Below are 16,007 nucleotides of genomic sequence, written 5' to 3' on the forward strand. Positions count from 1 at the left end.
CCTATCCCCCGACGGGAGTTGCCGATGCGGACAACTAGCGACGGCGAGACCGCAGGTAGTCGCCGACCACGGCCGCCCCCAATCCGTCGAGATCGGGTACCACGACCCTTCCCTCGACCCGCCGGGCGACCTGGTCGATGAACCGGGCCAGGCCGGGGTCGCTGCCCAGCCGGAAGATGGTGATCTGGGCGCCCAGGCGTGCCATCTCGTCGAAGCCGCGCACGGTGTGGGCGATGGTCCGCGGATGCGGCGGATAGTCGAAGAACACGGTCGTGCCGTCGCCGTCGAAGTCCTCCAGGTGCGCGGTCGGCTCGCCGTCGGTCACCACCAGCACCACGGGCTGCGCGTTGGGATGCCGGCGCAGATGGCGCCCGGCCAGCGCCAGCGCGTGATGCAGGTTGGTGCCCTGCTCGTAGACGCCCTCGAGCCCGGTGAGCTCGGCGGCGGTCACCGTCCGCGCGTATCGGCCAAAAGCGATGATCTGCAAGGCATCCGAGCGAAAGCGCGTGCACACCAGGTGGTTGAGCGCCAGCGCGGTCTGCTTCATGGGCAGCCAGCGATTCTCCATCACCATGGAGAACGAGGTATCGACCAGCAGCGCGACCGCGGCCTGCGTACGTGTCTCGGTCTCGGAGACCTCGACGTCGTCGACGGTGATCTTCAACCGGCCGTCCGGGCCGTCCAGGGTGGCGGTTCCCGATTGCCGCAGAACGGCATTGGTCAGCGTGCGGGAGATGTTCCACGGCTCGGTGTCGCCGAACTGCCAGGGCCGGGTGGCCCCGGTGAGTTCGCCGGCCGCTCCCGCGCGCCGATGGTCGCGCTCACCGCGGCGACCGGAAAGTTGTTGTGCCACATCGCGTAATGCAGTCTCGCCGAGTCGGCGCATGGCCTTCGGCGACAGCCGCCACTGGCCGTCGGAGCCGCGATCCAGGAAGCCCTGATTGACCAGTGCGCGTTCCAATTCGGCGAGCGTGCGGGCGTCGACGGCGGCGTCGTCACCGAGCTGGCGTGCCAGCGCGTCCAGGTCGACGTCGTCCATGGTGGCGCCCGGATAGCTCTGCGAGAGCTGCTCGGCCAGTTGCTCCAGCTCGGCGATGTCGGACAGCGCCTGGGTGCCCTCCCCCATCCCGAACGGGTTGTCACCGGAGAACTGCTCGGACCCGCTCCAGTCCTCCCCCGGCCGTGCCGCCTGCAGGTGCGCATCGAGCCGGTCCAGCGCCTGCATCAGCGAGGGCGAGCCAAAAGCCTGCTGCGCCAGGGCATCCAGCTCTGCGCGCTGCTCGGCGCTCAGGCTGTTGCGGAAACGCTGCGCGGCGGCGGCGCGCTTGGCCAGAGAATCCAGCAACTCATCGACGTTTTGCGGATTCTCCGGGAAGAACTCGCCGTGCTTGTCCATGAAGTCTTCGAAGTCTTGCTGGGTGTCCTGGCCGCGGGCGTGCTTGTCCAGCAGGTCGTTGAGATCGTTGACCATCTCATTGACCCGCTGCCGATCCTCGTCGGTGGCGCCTTCCAGCGCCTGCTTCATGCCCGCGAAGCGTTGGTCGAGCATCTCGCGGCCGAGCAGATCCTTGATCTGGTCGTACTTTTGGCGGGCCTCGCCGCTGCGCCAGTTGTAGTCGGAGAGCTCCTGGACGGCCTTGGCCGGCGACGACGGCAGCGCGTCCAGTTGCAGTTCGCCGAACCGGGCGTCGTCGTCGAGCGCGCGGGCCAGCTCCTTGCGTTCGGCCAGCACGGCCTCATCCAGAAGTTTCTTGATCTCCTGCAGGGTTCCGTCTAAGTTGTTGCGCCGCAACAAATCCCGTCGTCGCCGGTTGGCCTCGGCGGCCAACCGATCGGCACCGGGCATGTTCTTGGTGCCGCGGCGTAGCAGCTCGGACAGCGCACGGCGCGGCGACGTGCCGGCCATGACATCTTGGCCGATCTGTTCGAGCGCCTCGCGCAGATCCACCGGCGGGGCCAGCGGGTCGGGCCCGCCGGTGTACGCCGAGTAGCGCGAGGAATGCCCTTTAGCCATAGACGGTTTGACCCTCCCCGGATACCTTGTCGATGCGCTTGGCCAGATAGAGCGCCTCGAGCGCCAGCTCGAGCGCCGCGGCGCGTTCGCCTTCCGACTGCGCCCCGAGCTTTGCCGCGATCTTGTCCACCACGGGCAGGCTCGGGACCGCGGCCAGCACGTCCTTGGCCGACACCCGCTCACCCGTCGTCACCGCCGAACCGCCCTCGACCGCGCTCACCAGCGAACCGACGTCGATGCCGCCCAGCACCCGCGACGCGGTGTCCGCGGTCGCCCGGCGTAGCAGGTGTTCGAGCACGGCCTGCTCGCGACCTTCCTCGCCGGATTCGAATTCCAGCTTGCCGCGCAGCACGTCGATCACCGTGCCCAGGTCCACCACCCGGGCCACCGGATCGGTCTCCCCCAGCACCGCACCGCGATGCCGCGCGGCGGCGGCGACGGTCTCGGCGGCGGCAATCGCGAACCGCGCCGACACCCCGGAGCGTTGATCGACGGAATTGGACTCACGCAGGCAGCGGGCGAACCGCGCGATGACCTGCATCAGGTAATCGGGAACCTGGGCCGAGAGGTGCGCTTCCTGCGCGATCACGCCGACTTCCGCATCGAGCTCCAGCGGGTAGTGGGTCCGGATCTCGGCGCCGAAACGGTCTTTGAGCGGGGTGATGATGCGGCCCCGGTTGGTGTAGTCCTCGGGGTTGGCACTGGCGACCACCAACACGTCCAGCGGCAGGCGCAGCGTGTACCCGCGGACTTGGATGTCGCGTTCCTCCATCACGTTGAGCATCGACACCTGGATGCGCTCGGCGAGGTCCGGCAGCTCGTTGACCGCGACGATGCCGCGGTGCGCGCGCGGGATCAGGCCGTAGGCGATGGTCTCCGGGTCTCCCAGGCTGCGGCCCTCGGCGACCTTGATCGGGTCGATGTCGCCGACCAGGTCGGCGACGCTGGTGTCCGGGGTGGCGAGCTTTTCGGTGTAGCGCTCGCTGCGGTGCTTCCATTCGATCGGCAGGTCGTCGCCCAGGGTGGCGGCCTTGCGGATGGACTCCGGGGTGATCGGCGAGAAGGGGTGCTCACCCAGTTCGGCCCCGGCGATCACCGGCGTCCACTCATCGAGCAATCCGGTCAGCGCGCGCAGCAGCCGGGTCTTGCCCTGGCCCCGCTCACCGAGCAGAACGAAGTCGTGGCCCGCGATCAGCGCCCGCTCCAGCTGGGGCAAGACGGTGTCGTCGAATCCCAGAATGCCCGGCCAGATGTCATCTCCCTCGGCCAGTGCGGTGAGCAGATTTTCGCGTATTTCCTGCTTGACTCCCCGTTCACGATGACCGGCGGCACGCAGTTCGCCGACTGTGCGGGGCAGGTTGCTCGGTGACGTCACCACACCACGCTACGACGCGCGCTCAGACGAGTCATGCCAAGGGCGTTCACTACACGCTTATTGACACCTGCGTCGCCCGCCTTCGGCCGACAACCGCCGGTGCCGCCGAGTGCGCGATACAGGCGAAGGCCGGGTGTCGTAGCAGATTGCCCGGCCTTCGCGCTGGATCGTTTGAGCCACCGCGCCGCAGCGGCGGCCCCGCGCGGATTAACCGTTCGTAACGGTGGCCTCGGCGTCGCCGGGTTTCCAGGTGATGGTGCCGTGCTCGAATGTCGACTTCTTCATGCCGTCGGGGGTGTCGACCTCGTCGCTGGTCGGATAACCCAGCTGGCCCTGCGAACCGCCGAGCTGGTTCCATTTGTCGCGAATCTTGCCCCACACGACGTAAGCCTGGGTCTTGTAAACGATTACGCCGCCGTCGAACTGCTGGTAGATGCCGCCATCCGGGTTCTTCTGCTCGTTGCCGGTGGGGGCGCCCAGGTCTTTCCGCGCCTTGTCGTCAAGGCCGTTGTACTTCGCCAGGATCGGCCCCTCGACCGTGTAGGGAGTGCCATTGGCACCGTTGATCTGCGTTGAACTCGGGGCACCGCTTGCGCTCGTGCTTTCCGATGGCGCCGCTGTGGCCGATGTTCCCGCGGTTGCCGAGGACGTCACCGAAGAGCTAGCAGAACTGGTTGCTTGCCCGGCGTTGTTCGTCTTGCTGCACCCGCCACCAATCAGCGCGAACCCCGCGAGCGCAACGGAGAAAGCAGCCGTTCGTTTTGTAATCTCACGCATTTCATTCCTTTCGAGAATGGACGGGACCCGCCGTCCGCGTATCGACAAGGGAAGGTAGGTCGATCCACGACCAGCCGAAAAAATAGTGAGTTCACAACGGCCGAGCCGTCGGGTCCTCCCCGAACGCATCGTACTGAGGATGGTCGCCTTTTGTGACCCCCATCACCAACGGGCCGCTCGATGATGGAACTCGCGGCAGCGTCCGGGTTACACCGATATCAGTGCACACCGTGGCTAGTGCGCGAAGTGACGCGCCCCGGTGAGATAGAGCGAAATGCCGGCACTGGCGGCCGCCGCGGTCACCTCGTCGTCACGCACCGATCCGCCGGGGTGCACGATCGCCTTCACCCCGGCGCCGGTCAGCGTCTCGAGTCCGTCGGGGAAGGGGAAGAACGCATCCGAGGCCGCGACCGAGCCGCGTACCCGGTCGCCGCCGCGTTCGACGGCCAGCCGCGCGGCGTCGACCCGGTTCACCTGACCCATGCCGACGCCGATGGTGGCGCCGCCGCCGGCGATCACGATCGCGTTCGATTTCACGGCGCGACACACGCGCCAGGCGAAGACCAGGTCGGCCAGCGTCGCCGGATCGGCGGGTGAGCCGGTGGCCAGCGTCCAGTTCGCCGGGTTGTCGCCGTGCGCGTCGAGCTCGTCGCGCTGCTGCACCAACAGGCCGCCGCTGATCGGCCGCAGCTCGGTGCCACCGCTCAGCGGCTCCGAACCCACCAGCACCCGGATGTTCTTCTTGCGGGTCAGCACCTCCAGGGCGGCCGGCTCGTACGCGGGCGCGACGATGACCTCGGTGAAGATGGTGCTCACATATTCGGCCATCTCCAGGCTGACTTCGGTGTTGGCCGCGATGACCCCACCAAAGGCGCTCAGCGGATCGCACTCGTGCGCCTTGCGGTGTGCGTCCGCGACCGATGCCGACGAGATGGCGATGCCACATGGGTTGGCGTGCTTGATGATTGCCACGCAGGTCTGCTCGTGGTCGAAGGCGGCCCTCCAGGCCGCGTCCGCATCGGTGAAGTTGTTGTAGGACATCTCTTTTCCGTGCAGCTGCTCGGCCTGCGCCAGCCCCGGCCACGCGCCCGGGTCGCTGTACAACGCCGCCTGCTGATGCGGGTTCTCGCCGTAGCGCAGCATCGCCGAGCGGCGCCAGCTGCGGCCCAGCCACTTCGGGAAGGCCGTCGGCGGGTGTTCGGGAGCCAGCGTCGACTCCATCCAGCTCGCGACCGCGATGTCGTATTCGGCCGTGTGCCGAAACGCCAGCGAGGCCAGCTTTTTACGCTCGGCGAGGGTGAAGCCGCCTTCGCGCGCCGCGGCGAGCACTCCGTCGTAGCCCCGCGGGTCGGTGATCACCGCCACGCTGGGATGGTTTTTCGCCGCGGCCCGCACCATCGACGGGCCGCCGATGTCGATCTGTTCGACGCATTCGTCGATGCTTGCCCCGGAGTCGACGGTCTCGGTGAAGGGGTACAGGTTGACGACGACGAGCTCGAACGCGGCAATGCCAAGTTCCTCGAGTGCGGCGGCGTGCTCGGGTTTGCGAAGGTCCGCCAGCAGGCCCGCGTGCACGCGCGGGTGCAGTGTCTTGACCCGGCCGTCGAGCACCTCCGGAAAACCGGTCAGTTCCTCGACGCGGGTCACCGGAATGCCTTTGTCGGCAATGACCTTCGCGGTGGACCCGGTCGAGACGATCTCGACGCCCGCACCGGCCAGGCCCTGGGCGAGGTCGACCAGCCCCGTCTTGTCGTACACGCTGATCAAGGCGCGCCGGATCGGCCGTTTGGCGTCTTCGCGCCAGTCGTCGGTGCTCATCGGTTCGTCGCCTTTCGTCCGATCGTCGCTGTTCTCCCGACCAGGGTCAGGCCGCCGGTTGCGATCGCAGCCACCACGTCCACCAAGAGCTTGCGTTCGGTGACTTTGATGCGTTCATGCAGAGTCTCTTCGGTGTCGCCGTCGAGCACCGGAACGGATTCCTGCGCCAGAATCGGCCCGGTGTCCGTCCCGGCGTCTACCAGGTGCACCGTACAGCCTGTGACCTTCACACCGTAGGCCAACGCTTCGGCCACTCCGTGCGCGCCCGGGAACGCCGGCAGCAGCGCCGGATGGGTGTTGATAACGCGACCGTAGAACCGCGAAAGAAACTGCGGCCCAAGGATTTTCATGAAGCCGGCGGAGACCACCAGGTCGGGTGAATGCGCGGCGGTGGCCTCGGTGATGGCCGCGTCCCAGGCGACGCGGTCCGGGTGATCGCCGAGCCGGACGGTGAACGCGGGCACGGACGCCGCCGCGGCGATCTCGGTGGCCAGGCAGTCGCGGTCGGCGCCGACGGCGACCACCCTGGCCGGGTAGTCCGCGACGGCGGAGGTCAGCAGTGAATTCAGCAGCGACCCGGTGCCCGACGCCAGTACCACTACCCGTGCCGGTGCGTTCCGGGGCACATGGAGCGGTTCGACCACATCGGCGAGCCTAGCCCGACGACGATGCGCGTCGTGCAGCGACGTGAGGAGTCGGGCAATCGACTCGGGCGACGTCATCACCCCGACGATCGGGCCGGCCGCAGGGCAAAAGGCCTAATCCCCGGAATCTCGCTCAGACGCGCGTCGCTCCGGTTCGGCGGGGGGTGGCGCGTCGCCACCGGCCGGTGCGTCGGGTTCGGTCGGGTCGCCGGGGGCACCCACATCGCCCGGAGGCACGTCGCCCGAGTCGGCCGAATCCGACGGGATCGCGTCCTCCCCCTCGGCGTCCTCGGACAGCCGATCGTCGTCGAAAACGCCCGCGAAGTCTGCGGGTTCCTCGACCGCCGCGGCGGGTGCGGGCCTGGGCTTGATCCGTCGGGGACGGCGCATGATCCCCCCGCTCATCACCACGGTGATGCCGCCGACGACCGCGAACCAGAAGAAGACGCCGACGAGCAACGCGCCCTGGTCCACACCGACGTGGCCGAAGTTGCCCAGCTGGCCGCTGCCGGCGTACGCGAGCAACGACATCACCAGCGTCCCGCCGACCGCGGCCACCAGCAGCTTGGCCGCGGCCGCGAGCAGTGGCAACGCACGCCGGGCGCATTGCTGGCCGACCGCCACACCGGAGGACGCGCCGATGATCAGCAGCGCCACCCAGACCGGCCCCAACGGTGGCCTGGGGACCGCGGCCAGCACCGGCAGGGCCGGGATATCGCCACCGAACACGGTGAATGAACTGAAGGTCGCGAACCCGATATGCGCGCTGGAGCCGACGGCCATCGCCGCGGTGCCCACAATCACGTTGGGCGCGTAGAGCATTGACAGCAGGGTGAGGCTGAATTCGCCGAAGATCGAATCGGTGATGCCGTAGAGCTCCTGCATGGTCGACCAGTGCACGACCAGCGACCCGGCCGCCACCAGGCCGGACAGCCCCAGCAACGCCAGCAGGCCGGCGGATGCGGCGCGCACGGAGTCGCCGAGCCAGAACGGCAGCGACGCCGCCGCCAGCGCGCGCGGCCCCACCCGGGACCACACACCGATCCCGGCGCCGGCGGCATGCACCACGAGCACGCTGAGGAACGCGCGCAGCGCGCTGGGCGTTTGCAGCTCGGTGATCACCGAGGACGCGTCGTGGATGACCGCCAGCGCTATCGCCGCCATGAGCAGCGGGCCGCCCAACGCCGAGGCGACGACCCAGCGGACGACCAGCCACGACGAGTGGGGCGTGGTGGCGCGCGCTGTGCTGCGCGCGGTCGCCCAGATCATCAGCAGGGCCGGCAGCAGCGGCATCACACCGAGTTCGCGGCCACCGATCGAGACCGGGACCTGGTGCACGCCCAACCACATGCTGGCGATGGCGCCCAGCGCGCCGGTCATGTCGCTGTTGGCAATCAACAACTGGATCAGCGTCACCGCGGCGATGATGACCAACGCCACCCCTGCCGGCGCGAACGCGACCCTGACTAGATCACGCGCCTGCCGAGCGCCCGCTGCCCGGTTGTCCTCCACCCGTGTCACTCTGGGGCACGTCCCCGACTAGGCGCGACAGCGCACGGTCAGGCGGGCGCTGGCCCAGACGGTGACGACCCCGACTGCTGCTCCTGGCCGAACTGCTGGCCCCCACCCTGCTCGGAGAAGTTCGTCGTCGCCGAACCGGCATCCGATCCACCGACGTTCGGCGGCGGGCTGAAGCTGGGGAAGCCGGTGGGCGGCGTGGACGGGCCCTGCTGCTGCGCGGACGGCTGGGAACCCGACTGCGGCGCCGGCTGAGCACCGAAACCGCCGGTCGGCACGCCGCTCTGGGTGGGCGCCCCGCTCGGGGAATAGCCGCCGTACTGCGACCCGTATCCCTGCGGCGATTGCTGCTGGCCCCCGTGCTGCTGGCCGCCCTGCTGTCCGTAGTAGGGCTGCTGGCCGTACTGGCCGTATTGCCCGTACTGGTTGTACTGCGCGTACGGGTCGTACTTGGGCCGCGGCGCCGGTGCGGTGATCACCCCGGACTCCAGCAGGACCACGACGACCGCGGCGATCGCCTGCAGCACGACGGCCGCCACCAGCGGCCACATCGCCCAGCCGATCGCGAAACCGGCGGGCAGGTTGATCGTCTCGGTGATGGCCAGCAACGCACCCAGAACCGCGATCACCGCGACGATTCCCGGGTAGTTCTTGGTCTTCGGCAGCAGGCCGAGCCCGGCGAGCAGCGCGGCCAGGACGGCGACCACCACCGCGGTGCCCGCGTCGCCGGCGCGTCCACCGATGCCCGGGCCGAGGTCGGCTCCGATGGTGAAGGTGGGACCGAAGTTCAGGAGGTATGCCGCCAGACCCAGCACGACCACCGCGATGTTCAGGTAGGACGGCAGCTTGCTCGTTCCGTCGTCGTCCTTGGCGAAGGACGGTGTGGCGCCCGCATAGCCGCCGCCGGGTTGCGCCGGTGGATAGCCCGGGCTTCCGGGAGAGTAGGTCATGGCTCCTCCTGTTGCTTCCAGTGCCTTGAACTGCCTGGCGGTCGCCACGGTTGCAGTGCAACGCTGTGCTTCCAGGCGCCTCGCTGCGTTAGCGACGCGGTCGATCACCCACGCTAGCGCACGTGCGGCAACCTGTGCCGCTGCCACTGGCTTGAATGGTGCGGCCCACGCCGGCGGCGCCGGGAGCCCCTCGCGAGACGGTCCGTGTCACCACGGCTTGCCCAGCGGAGGTAGAACACGTTCTAATTCTCTGCATGGATTACGGGCTTGTGCTTTTTACCAGCGATCGTGGCATCTCCCCGGCGAAGGCCGCGAAGCTCGCCGACGACCACGGCTTTCAGACCTTCTACGTGCCAGAACACACTCACATTCCGGTGAAGCGCGAGGCGGCTCACCCCACGACGGGGGACGAATCGCTGCCCGACGATCGCTACATGCGGACACTAGACCCATGGGTAAGCCTGGGTGCTGCGTGCGCGGTCACCTCACGGGTGCGGCTGTCCACCGCGGTGGCCCTGCCGGTCGAGCACGACCCGATCACCTTGGCGAAAAGTATTGCGACCCTTGACCACCTGTCGGGCGGACGGGTCAGCCTGGGCGTCGGGTTCGGCTGGAACACCGACGAACTCGCCGACCACAACGTGCCACCGGGCCGGCGCCGCACCATGCTGCGCGAATACCTCGAGGCGATGCGGGCGCTGTGGACCGAAGAGGAAGCCCAGTACGACGGCGAGTTCGTGAAGTTCGGCCCCAGTTGGGCCTGGCCCAAGCCGGTGCAGTCGCATATCCCGGTGCTGGTGGGCGCCGCGGGCACCGAGAAGAACTTCAAGTGGATCGCCCGCAGCGCCGACGGCTGGATCACCACTCCGCGCGACTTCAACATCGACGAGCCGGTGAAGCTGCTGCAGGACACCTGGGCGGCCGCGGGCCGCGACGGTGCCCCGCAGATCGTGGCGCTGGACTTCAAGCCGGTGCCCGAGAAGCTCGCCAAGTGGGCCGAGCTCGGGGTGACCGAGGTGCTGTTCGGGTTGCCGGACAAGTCCGAGGACGAGGTCGCCGCCTACGTCGAGCGGCTGGCCGGCAAGCTCGCCGCCCTGGTCTGACGCTCAGGCGAGCGTGGCCCGGTTGTCCTTCTCGGTCGACCGGACCACGATCGAAGCCCCGAGCGGCTCGCCGTCGCTGAGCAGGCCGACCAGATCGGGGTCCTCGCTCAGGGCCAGGAAGCGGCTCCCGTCGTCGTCGAGGCGGCCGACGATGAGGCCGGTGTGCACCGGCCAGTCGTAGCGCACGGTGTAGGTCTCGATGGTGGCCGGGCCGTCGGCCTTGATGGTCACCGGCATCTTGGGGCGCGCGGCGACCTCGGCGCGCAGGGCGGCGCTGTTGTCGGGCTTCCAGTTCACCGGCGTGGTCGAGTAGACGCCGACGGAGTACTTGCTCATGATCCCGCCGTTGGCGGCGACGAGGCCGAATTGCCCTGGGAGGTCCCGCATTTCGCTGACCGTCTCGGCGATGCCGTGCAGTGAGTAGTTGTTGCCGGGTCCGCCGAAGTACGGCAGACCGCCCGTGAGCGTCAGCCCGCGAGGATCGTCGGCGGCCAGACCCATTCCGTCGCAGAAGTTGAACACCGGCACCGGGAAGCAGCTGTAGAGGTCGAAGGTCGAGACGTCGTCGATGCCGACGCCGGCCCCGGAGAGAGCTTCCCGGACCGCCAGCACCGAAGCCGAGTTGTGCGTCAGGTCAAGGCGATCCAGCAGCGGCTGGTCCACCATGTCGGCGTGGCCGTGCAAGAACACCCAGCGTTCGTCGGGCACCCCGAGCCGGCGGGCCGCGCCCACCGACATCAGTAGCGCGGCCGCGCCCTGGTTGACCTGATCGCGGGCCACCAGCAGCCTCGGGTACGGATCGCAGATCATCCGGTTGGACGCGGTGACGGTGATCAGCTCGTCGACGCTGCGCTCCACCGGGGAGGACGCGAACGGGTTCTTGGCCGCCACCTTCGTGAACGGGGCGAACAGCTCGCCCATCTGGCGCCGGTAGTCGGCCACGCTCAAGCCACGCCGGGCGCGGCGCGCGTTCTCCAGCAGCCCGTACTGGGCGGGCGCGCCGATCAGGCCGTGCGCGACGGTGTAGTCGTCGAACAGACCGTCGTAGCCGAAGCCCCGGTCCTCGAGGGAACCCTCGACCGTGTCGGAGTGGTCCGGCTTATCCCGGTCGGCGAAATACCGGATGCTGGACGTGTTTTCGGAGCCGAAGATCATCACGACCTCGGCCTCACCCGAGGCGATGACGCCGGCGAACTCGGTGACCAGATGCTGGGGGCCCTGGCCGCCGATAGGCTCGAGAATCGCGCGGGCCGGCGCGGCCCCGATGCGCTTGGCCACCGACCGCGGGTAGTTGTTGGACTTGCCCATCGGCGCGGGTGTGCGCCCGGAGAGCTCGAACTGCCGGATCGCGGCGACGGTGTCGATGGCCGCGGCGACCGCGGTGGCGTCGGCCCCGGAGTCATGCAGCGCGGCCTGCGCCGCTGCCGTCGCCAATTCCACCGACGACATTCCGCGGTAGCCGGAGTCCTCGATGCGCTCGGTGAACTGCCCCACCCCGACGATGACGGGGGTGTTCGGGTCGAGATTCATAGACCCACTATCTACCGGCGGTCGGGCCCCGGCCAAATCCGGGGCCCGCGCAGGGTGCGATGGTGGCGACCCGCTTCGCCCGGCTACGCCGCGCTCGCGATCGCCAGGGGTGCGATGGTGGCGACCCGCTTCGCCCGGCCACGCCGCGCTCGCGATCGCCACGGGTGCGATGGTGGCGACCCGCTTCGCCCGGCCACGCCGCGCTCGCGATCGCCACGGGTCTACAGACTCTGCAGGATCTCCCGGGCCAGCGCGGCGGTCTCCGACGGGGTCTTGCCCACCTTGACGCCGGCCGCCTCCAGGGCCTCCTTCTTGGCGGCCGCGGTGCCCGACGAGCCGGACACGATGGCGCCCGCGTGGCCCATCGTCTTGCCCTCCGGCGCGGTGAATCCCGCGACGTAACCGACGACCGGCTTGGAAACGTTGGCCTTGATGTAGTCGGCCGCACGCTCCTCCGCGTCACCGCCGATCTCACCGATCATCACGATGACCTTGGTGTCGGCGTCCTTCTCGAAGGCCTCGATGGCGTCGATGTGGGTGGTGCCGATCACCGGGTCGCCGCCGATGCCGATCGAGGTGGAGAAGCCGAAATCGCGCAGCTCGTACATCATCTGGTAGGTCAGGGTGCCCGACTTGGAGACCAGGCCGACCGGGCCGGGTCCGCTGATGTTCGCCGGGGTGATGCCGGCCAGCGCCTCGCCCGGGGTGATGATGCCGGGGCAGTTCGGCCCGATGATGCGGGTCTTCTGCCCCTTGTCTACGTTGTAGGCCCACGCATAGGCGCTGTCCTGCACCGGAATTCCCTCGGTGATGACGACCAGCAGCGGGATCTCGGCGTCGATGGCCTCGATGACCGCGTCCTTGGCGAACTTCGGCGGCACGAAGACGACCGACACGTTGGCGCCGGTCTCCTTCATCGCCTCCGCGACGGTGCCGAAGACCGGGAGCTCGACGTCCTTGCCGACGGGGTCCACGTGCGACACGGTGGTGCCGGCCTTGCGTGCGTTCACGCCGCCCACCACCTGTGTTCCGGCCTTCAGCATCAGCGCGGTGTGCTTGGTGCCCTCACCACCGGTGATGCCCTGGACGATTACCTTGGAGTCTTTGTTCAGGAAGATCGACATCTCTTGTGTCCCTTACTTGTTCGCCAGCTCGGCGGCTTTGTCGGCACCGGCGTCCATGGTCTCGGCCTGGATCACCAGCGGGTGGTTGGCGTCGGCCAGGATCTTGCGGCCTTCGTCGACGTTGTTGCCGTCGAGCCGGACCACGAGCGGCTTGTTGGCCTCGTCGCCGAGCATGTTCAGCGCGGTCACGATGCCGTTGGCGACGGCGTCGCAGGAGGTGATGCCGCCGAACACGTTCACGAACACGCTCTTGACCTGCTTGTCGTTCAGGATGACGTCGAGGCCGGCGGCCATCACCTCGGCCGACGCGCCACCACCGATGTCGAGGAAGTTGGCCGGCTTGACCCCGCCGTGCTTCTCGCCCGCGTAGGCGACGACGTCGAGCGTCGACATCACCAGGCCCGCACCGTTACCGATGATGCCGACCGCGCCGTCCAGCTTGACGTAGTTGAGGTCGTGCTCCTTGGCCTTGAGCTCCAGCGGGTCGGTGGCGTCGCGGTCCTCGAACTCGGCGTGGCCGGGCTGACGGAAGTCGGCGTTGGCGTCCAGCGTGACCTTGCCGTCCAACGCCAGGATCCGGTCCTGCGGGTCGCGCACCAACGGGTTGACCTCAACCAGGGTGGCGTCCTCGGCGACGAAGACCTCCCACAGCTTGTTGATGGTGATCGCGGCGGCGTCGAGCACCTCGGCGGGCAGGTGCCCCTGCTCGGCGATGGAACGCGCGGTCGCCAGGTCGACACCCTTGACGGCGTCCACCGGAACCTTGGCCAGCCGCTCGGGCTTGGTGGCGGCCACCTCTTCGATCTCCATCCCGCCCTCGACCGAGCACATCGCCAGGTAGGTGCGGTTGGCGCGGTCGAGCAGGAAGGAGATGTAGTACTCCTCGGCGATGTCGCTGGCCTCCGCGACCAGCAGCTTCTTCACGACGTGTCCCTTGATGTCGAGACCGAGGATGTTCTTGGCGTGCTCGTAGGCGTCCTCGGGAGTCGCCGCGTACTTGACGCCGCCCGCCTTGCCACGTCCGCCGACCTTCACCTGCGCTTTGACCATCACCGGACGACCGATCTCGGTGGCGATCTCGCGAGCGCCCTCAGCGGTGTCGGTCACGCGTCCCGGCGTAGTCGGTACGTTGTGCTTGGCGAACAATTCTTTTGCTTGATATTCGAAAAGGTCCATGGACTCTCTGTCTTCGCTCGACTCAACTACTAGGCCTCTTGGTGGGCGGTGCCGCACTCGGCAACTCGCACGGACGAACTGTATCCACCCCTCAAACGGCTTTTACGGCCGCGTCCGACGATGTGGCACAGCTCACCGGCTAGGGGTTGACCGCCCGCGTGATCCAAATCACAATTCCGCCCGGATTTTCCAACGAGGTTGCCAGGCCCGCGCGTTAGCGGATACCTTCCTAGGGTCCAGATAACGTTATGGTCACGATACGAGGACATTTCAGGTTGTCCCAGCACCTTTTTGCCCGGCCTTCTGCCGTAACTGAAGGCGTCGTGAGGGTAGGTCGCGCCGCAGGCGCCCGGTGGGCCGACGCACCGCATCGCACCGAAGTCACCGAGATCCTCCCACTCGACGGATTTGATTTCGACGACTTCGAGTTCAGCGACGACGCCGGTGATCTCGGCGACTTGGACTTCAGCAACGACTCGCCGTTCGACAACGAAGCGCAGGTGCTGCTGGCGCCCGAGCTCGATGACCTGAACGAGGCCGACGACGTACGCCCGGTATGGCTGGCCGCACCCGTCACCGAGGTGCTGCCGCGGGTGATCGTCGAGCCGCGCACCGAGCGGCGTCTCGAGCGCTCACACACCACCGACGTCGTCGGCGTCGCACGCCGCGGCGGGCAGCACCGCAAAGAACCGACCAGCGCTGCCCGGGGCCGGCTGCTGATCTCGGCGATGGCCGCCGGCGCCGCCGCCGCGGCCGCCCACACGGCCACCAGCCACGCCGACACCCCCAAAACCGACGACGCCGTGCTGACGGCCAACGCGTCCGCGCTCACCGGCGGGGCGGGCAGCAGCACCGTCCGCGGCCCGCAGGTGATCGCCGCGGCGCCGGCGGCCACCGCCGCGCTGCACAATCAGGAGCTCGCCAAGGGCGTCGCCTTCGCCAACGATCGCGCTCAGCGCGAGGCGCGGTTGTCGCAGCCGCTCTACGTGATGCCGACCAAGGGCATCTTCACCTCCAACTTCGGCTACCGCTGGGGCGTGCTGCACGCCGGTATCGACCTGGCCAACTCGATCGGGACACCGATCTACGCGGTGTCCGACGGCGTCGTCATCGACTCCGGCCCGGCCAGCGGCTACGGCATGCTGGTCAAGCTGCGTCACGCCGACGGCACGGTCACGCTTTACGGCCACATCAACACCACACTGGTCAGCGTCGGTGAGCGCGTGATGGCCGGCGACCAGATCGCCACCATGGGCAACCGGGGCAATTCCACCGGCCCACACCTGCATTTCGAGGTGCTGCAGGGTGGCAGCGAACGGATCGACCCCGTGCCGTGGCTCGCTAAGCGTGGTCTTATGGTCGGCAACTACGCTGGTTGAGGTGACCGCGCCGAACGAAGAAACTTCCGGTCCGCGTCCAGCCGAGCCTACGCCCGAGCACGATTCGCCCTCCGAGTCACGGACACGGATCATCCGCCGCGCGCCGACCGGGCCCATCCCGACCACGCCGGACAGTCCGACCACCCACTTCGCCCCGCAATCGGCGGCCTACCGGGCCGGTGCTCGCGCGGGTCGCACCGGTTATGCCGGAGTGCCGGCCCTTGAGCCCAGCGATCGGACGGCCGTCGCCGCGTGCGCGGTGAGCATCGTCAGCGGCTGGGCCACGTCAGTGGTGGCCACCGACCTGATCGCCGGTTGGTGGCGAACCGACCGTCTGTTCTGCATCGCGGTCGCCTTCCTGGCCCTGGTGTTCGCGGGCACCACGGTGTCAGGCGTGATCCTGTTGCTGAAGCGCCGATCAATCAGCCGCTACCTTCTGATGGCCGGCGCGCTGGTCGCCTTCCTCACCTACATAGGCGTGTTCATCGCCGGGGCCCGTGTCGCGTGGGTTGTCCACCTGTTGCCGATATTGCCGATCGCCACGGTCGTGCTGGTGCTGCTGCCGCAGACCAAACGCTGGCTGGACGCCTGACCGTCGC

13 protein-coding genes are annotated in these 16,007 nt (G+C 68.3%); 3 read left to right on the plus strand and 10 right to left on the minus strand.

Going from position 1 to position 16,007, the window contains the following annotated elements:
* Positions 1–34: 34 nt before the first annotated feature.
* The 7 genes from A5760_RS07305 to A5760_RS07335 form a co-directional block, all read right to left on the minus strand.
* A complete protein-coding gene (locus A5760_RS07305; protein WP_064879170.1) occupies positions 35–2,014 on the minus strand; it encodes a vWA domain-containing protein in 1,980 nt (659 codons plus the stop codon).
* Positions 2,007–3,392 (minus strand): ATP-binding protein, encoded by a 1,386-nt coding sequence (locus A5760_RS07310; protein ID WP_064879172.1) that lies wholly within the window; start codon positions 3,390–3,392, stop codon positions 2,007–2,009. Before A5760_RS07310 ends, A5760_RS07305 begins: the two co-directional genes overlap by 8 nt.
* 204 nt (positions 3,393–3,596) lie before the next feature.
* Complete coding sequence (locus tag A5760_RS26950) at positions 3,597–4,166, minus strand: LGFP repeat-containing protein (protein WP_196772020.1); 570 nt, start codon at positions 4,164–4,166, stop codon at positions 3,597–3,599.
* 234 nt (positions 4,167–4,400) lie between these two features.
* Complete coding sequence (purH, locus tag A5760_RS07320; RefSeq protein ID WP_064879174.1) at positions 4,401–5,984, minus strand: bifunctional phosphoribosylaminoimidazolecarboxamide formyltransferase/IMP cyclohydrolase; 1,584 nt, start codon at positions 5,982–5,984, stop codon at positions 4,401–4,403.
* The gene (purN, locus tag A5760_RS07325; RefSeq protein ID WP_064879176.1) at positions 5,981–6,628 is read right to left on the minus strand and encodes a phosphoribosylglycinamide formyltransferase; all 648 of its coding nucleotides are present in this window, start codon (positions 6,626–6,628) and stop codon (positions 5,981–5,983) included. The genes purH and purN overlap by 4 nt, the downstream gene beginning before the upstream one ends.
* A 114-nt stretch (positions 6,629–6,742) precedes the next feature.
* Positions 6,743–8,140 carry a DUF6350 family protein gene (locus A5760_RS07330; RefSeq protein WP_064879178.1) on the minus strand — a complete coding sequence of 466 codons (1,398 nt, stop codon included), beginning with the start codon at positions 8,138–8,140 and terminating at the stop codon, positions 6,743–6,745.
* A 47-nt stretch (positions 8,141–8,187) separates the two neighbouring features.
* Positions 8,188–9,096 (minus strand): DUF5336 domain-containing protein, encoded by a 909-nt coding sequence (locus A5760_RS07335; protein ID WP_064879179.1) that lies wholly within the window; start codon positions 9,094–9,096, stop codon positions 8,188–8,190.
* Positions 9,097–9,350: 254 nt separating this feature from the next.
* On the opposite strand from A5760_RS07335, the gene A5760_RS07340 reads away from it, so the two are divergent.
* Positions 9,351–10,199: an LLM class F420-dependent oxidoreductase gene (locus A5760_RS07340; protein ID WP_064879182.1), complete on the plus strand. Its 849-nt coding sequence runs from the start codon at positions 9,351–9,353 to the stop codon at positions 10,197–10,199.
* A gap of 3 nt (positions 10,200–10,202) precedes the next feature.
* Here A5760_RS07340 and A5760_RS07345 read toward each other — a convergent pair whose 3' ends face one another.
* From A5760_RS07345 to sucC, 3 genes are all read right to left on the minus strand, one after another.
* Positions 10,203–11,729: an acetyl-CoA acetyltransferase gene (locus A5760_RS07345; protein WP_064879184.1), complete on the minus strand. Its 1,527-nt coding sequence runs from the start codon at positions 11,727–11,729 to the stop codon at positions 10,203–10,205.
* A gap of 221 nt (positions 11,730–11,950) precedes the next feature.
* Positions 11,951–12,853: a succinate--CoA ligase subunit alpha gene (gene sucD, locus A5760_RS07350; protein WP_064879186.1), complete on the minus strand. Its 903-nt coding sequence runs from the start codon at positions 12,851–12,853 to the stop codon at positions 11,951–11,953.
* 12 nt (positions 12,854–12,865) lie between these two features.
* Entirely contained in the window at positions 12,866–14,029 is a 1,164-nt protein-coding gene (gene sucC / locus A5760_RS07355; RefSeq protein WP_064879189.1) for an ADP-forming succinate--CoA ligase subunit beta, read from the minus strand.
* Between the two features lie 323 nt (positions 14,030–14,352).
* Between sucC and A5760_RS07360 the strand changes: the two genes are divergently transcribed.
* Both A5760_RS07360 and A5760_RS26955 read left to right on the plus strand, forming a co-directional pair.
* Positions 14,353–15,408 (plus strand): M23 family metallopeptidase, encoded by a 1,056-nt coding sequence (locus tag A5760_RS07360; protein WP_082279376.1) that lies wholly within the window; start codon positions 14,353–14,355, stop codon positions 15,406–15,408.
* Position 15,409: 1 nt separating this feature from the next.
* Positions 15,410–16,000, plus strand: a complete 591-nt coding sequence (locus tag A5760_RS26955) for a hypothetical protein (RefSeq protein ID WP_196772015.1) — start codon at positions 15,410–15,412, stop codon at positions 15,998–16,000.
* Positions 16,001–16,007 lie beyond the last annotated feature (7 nt).

This window comes from Mycobacterium colombiense, from assembly GCF_001665835.1.
In the GTDB taxonomy this organism is placed as follows: Bacteria; Actinomycetota; Actinomycetes; order Mycobacteriales; family Mycobacteriaceae; genus Mycobacterium; species Mycobacterium colombiense_A.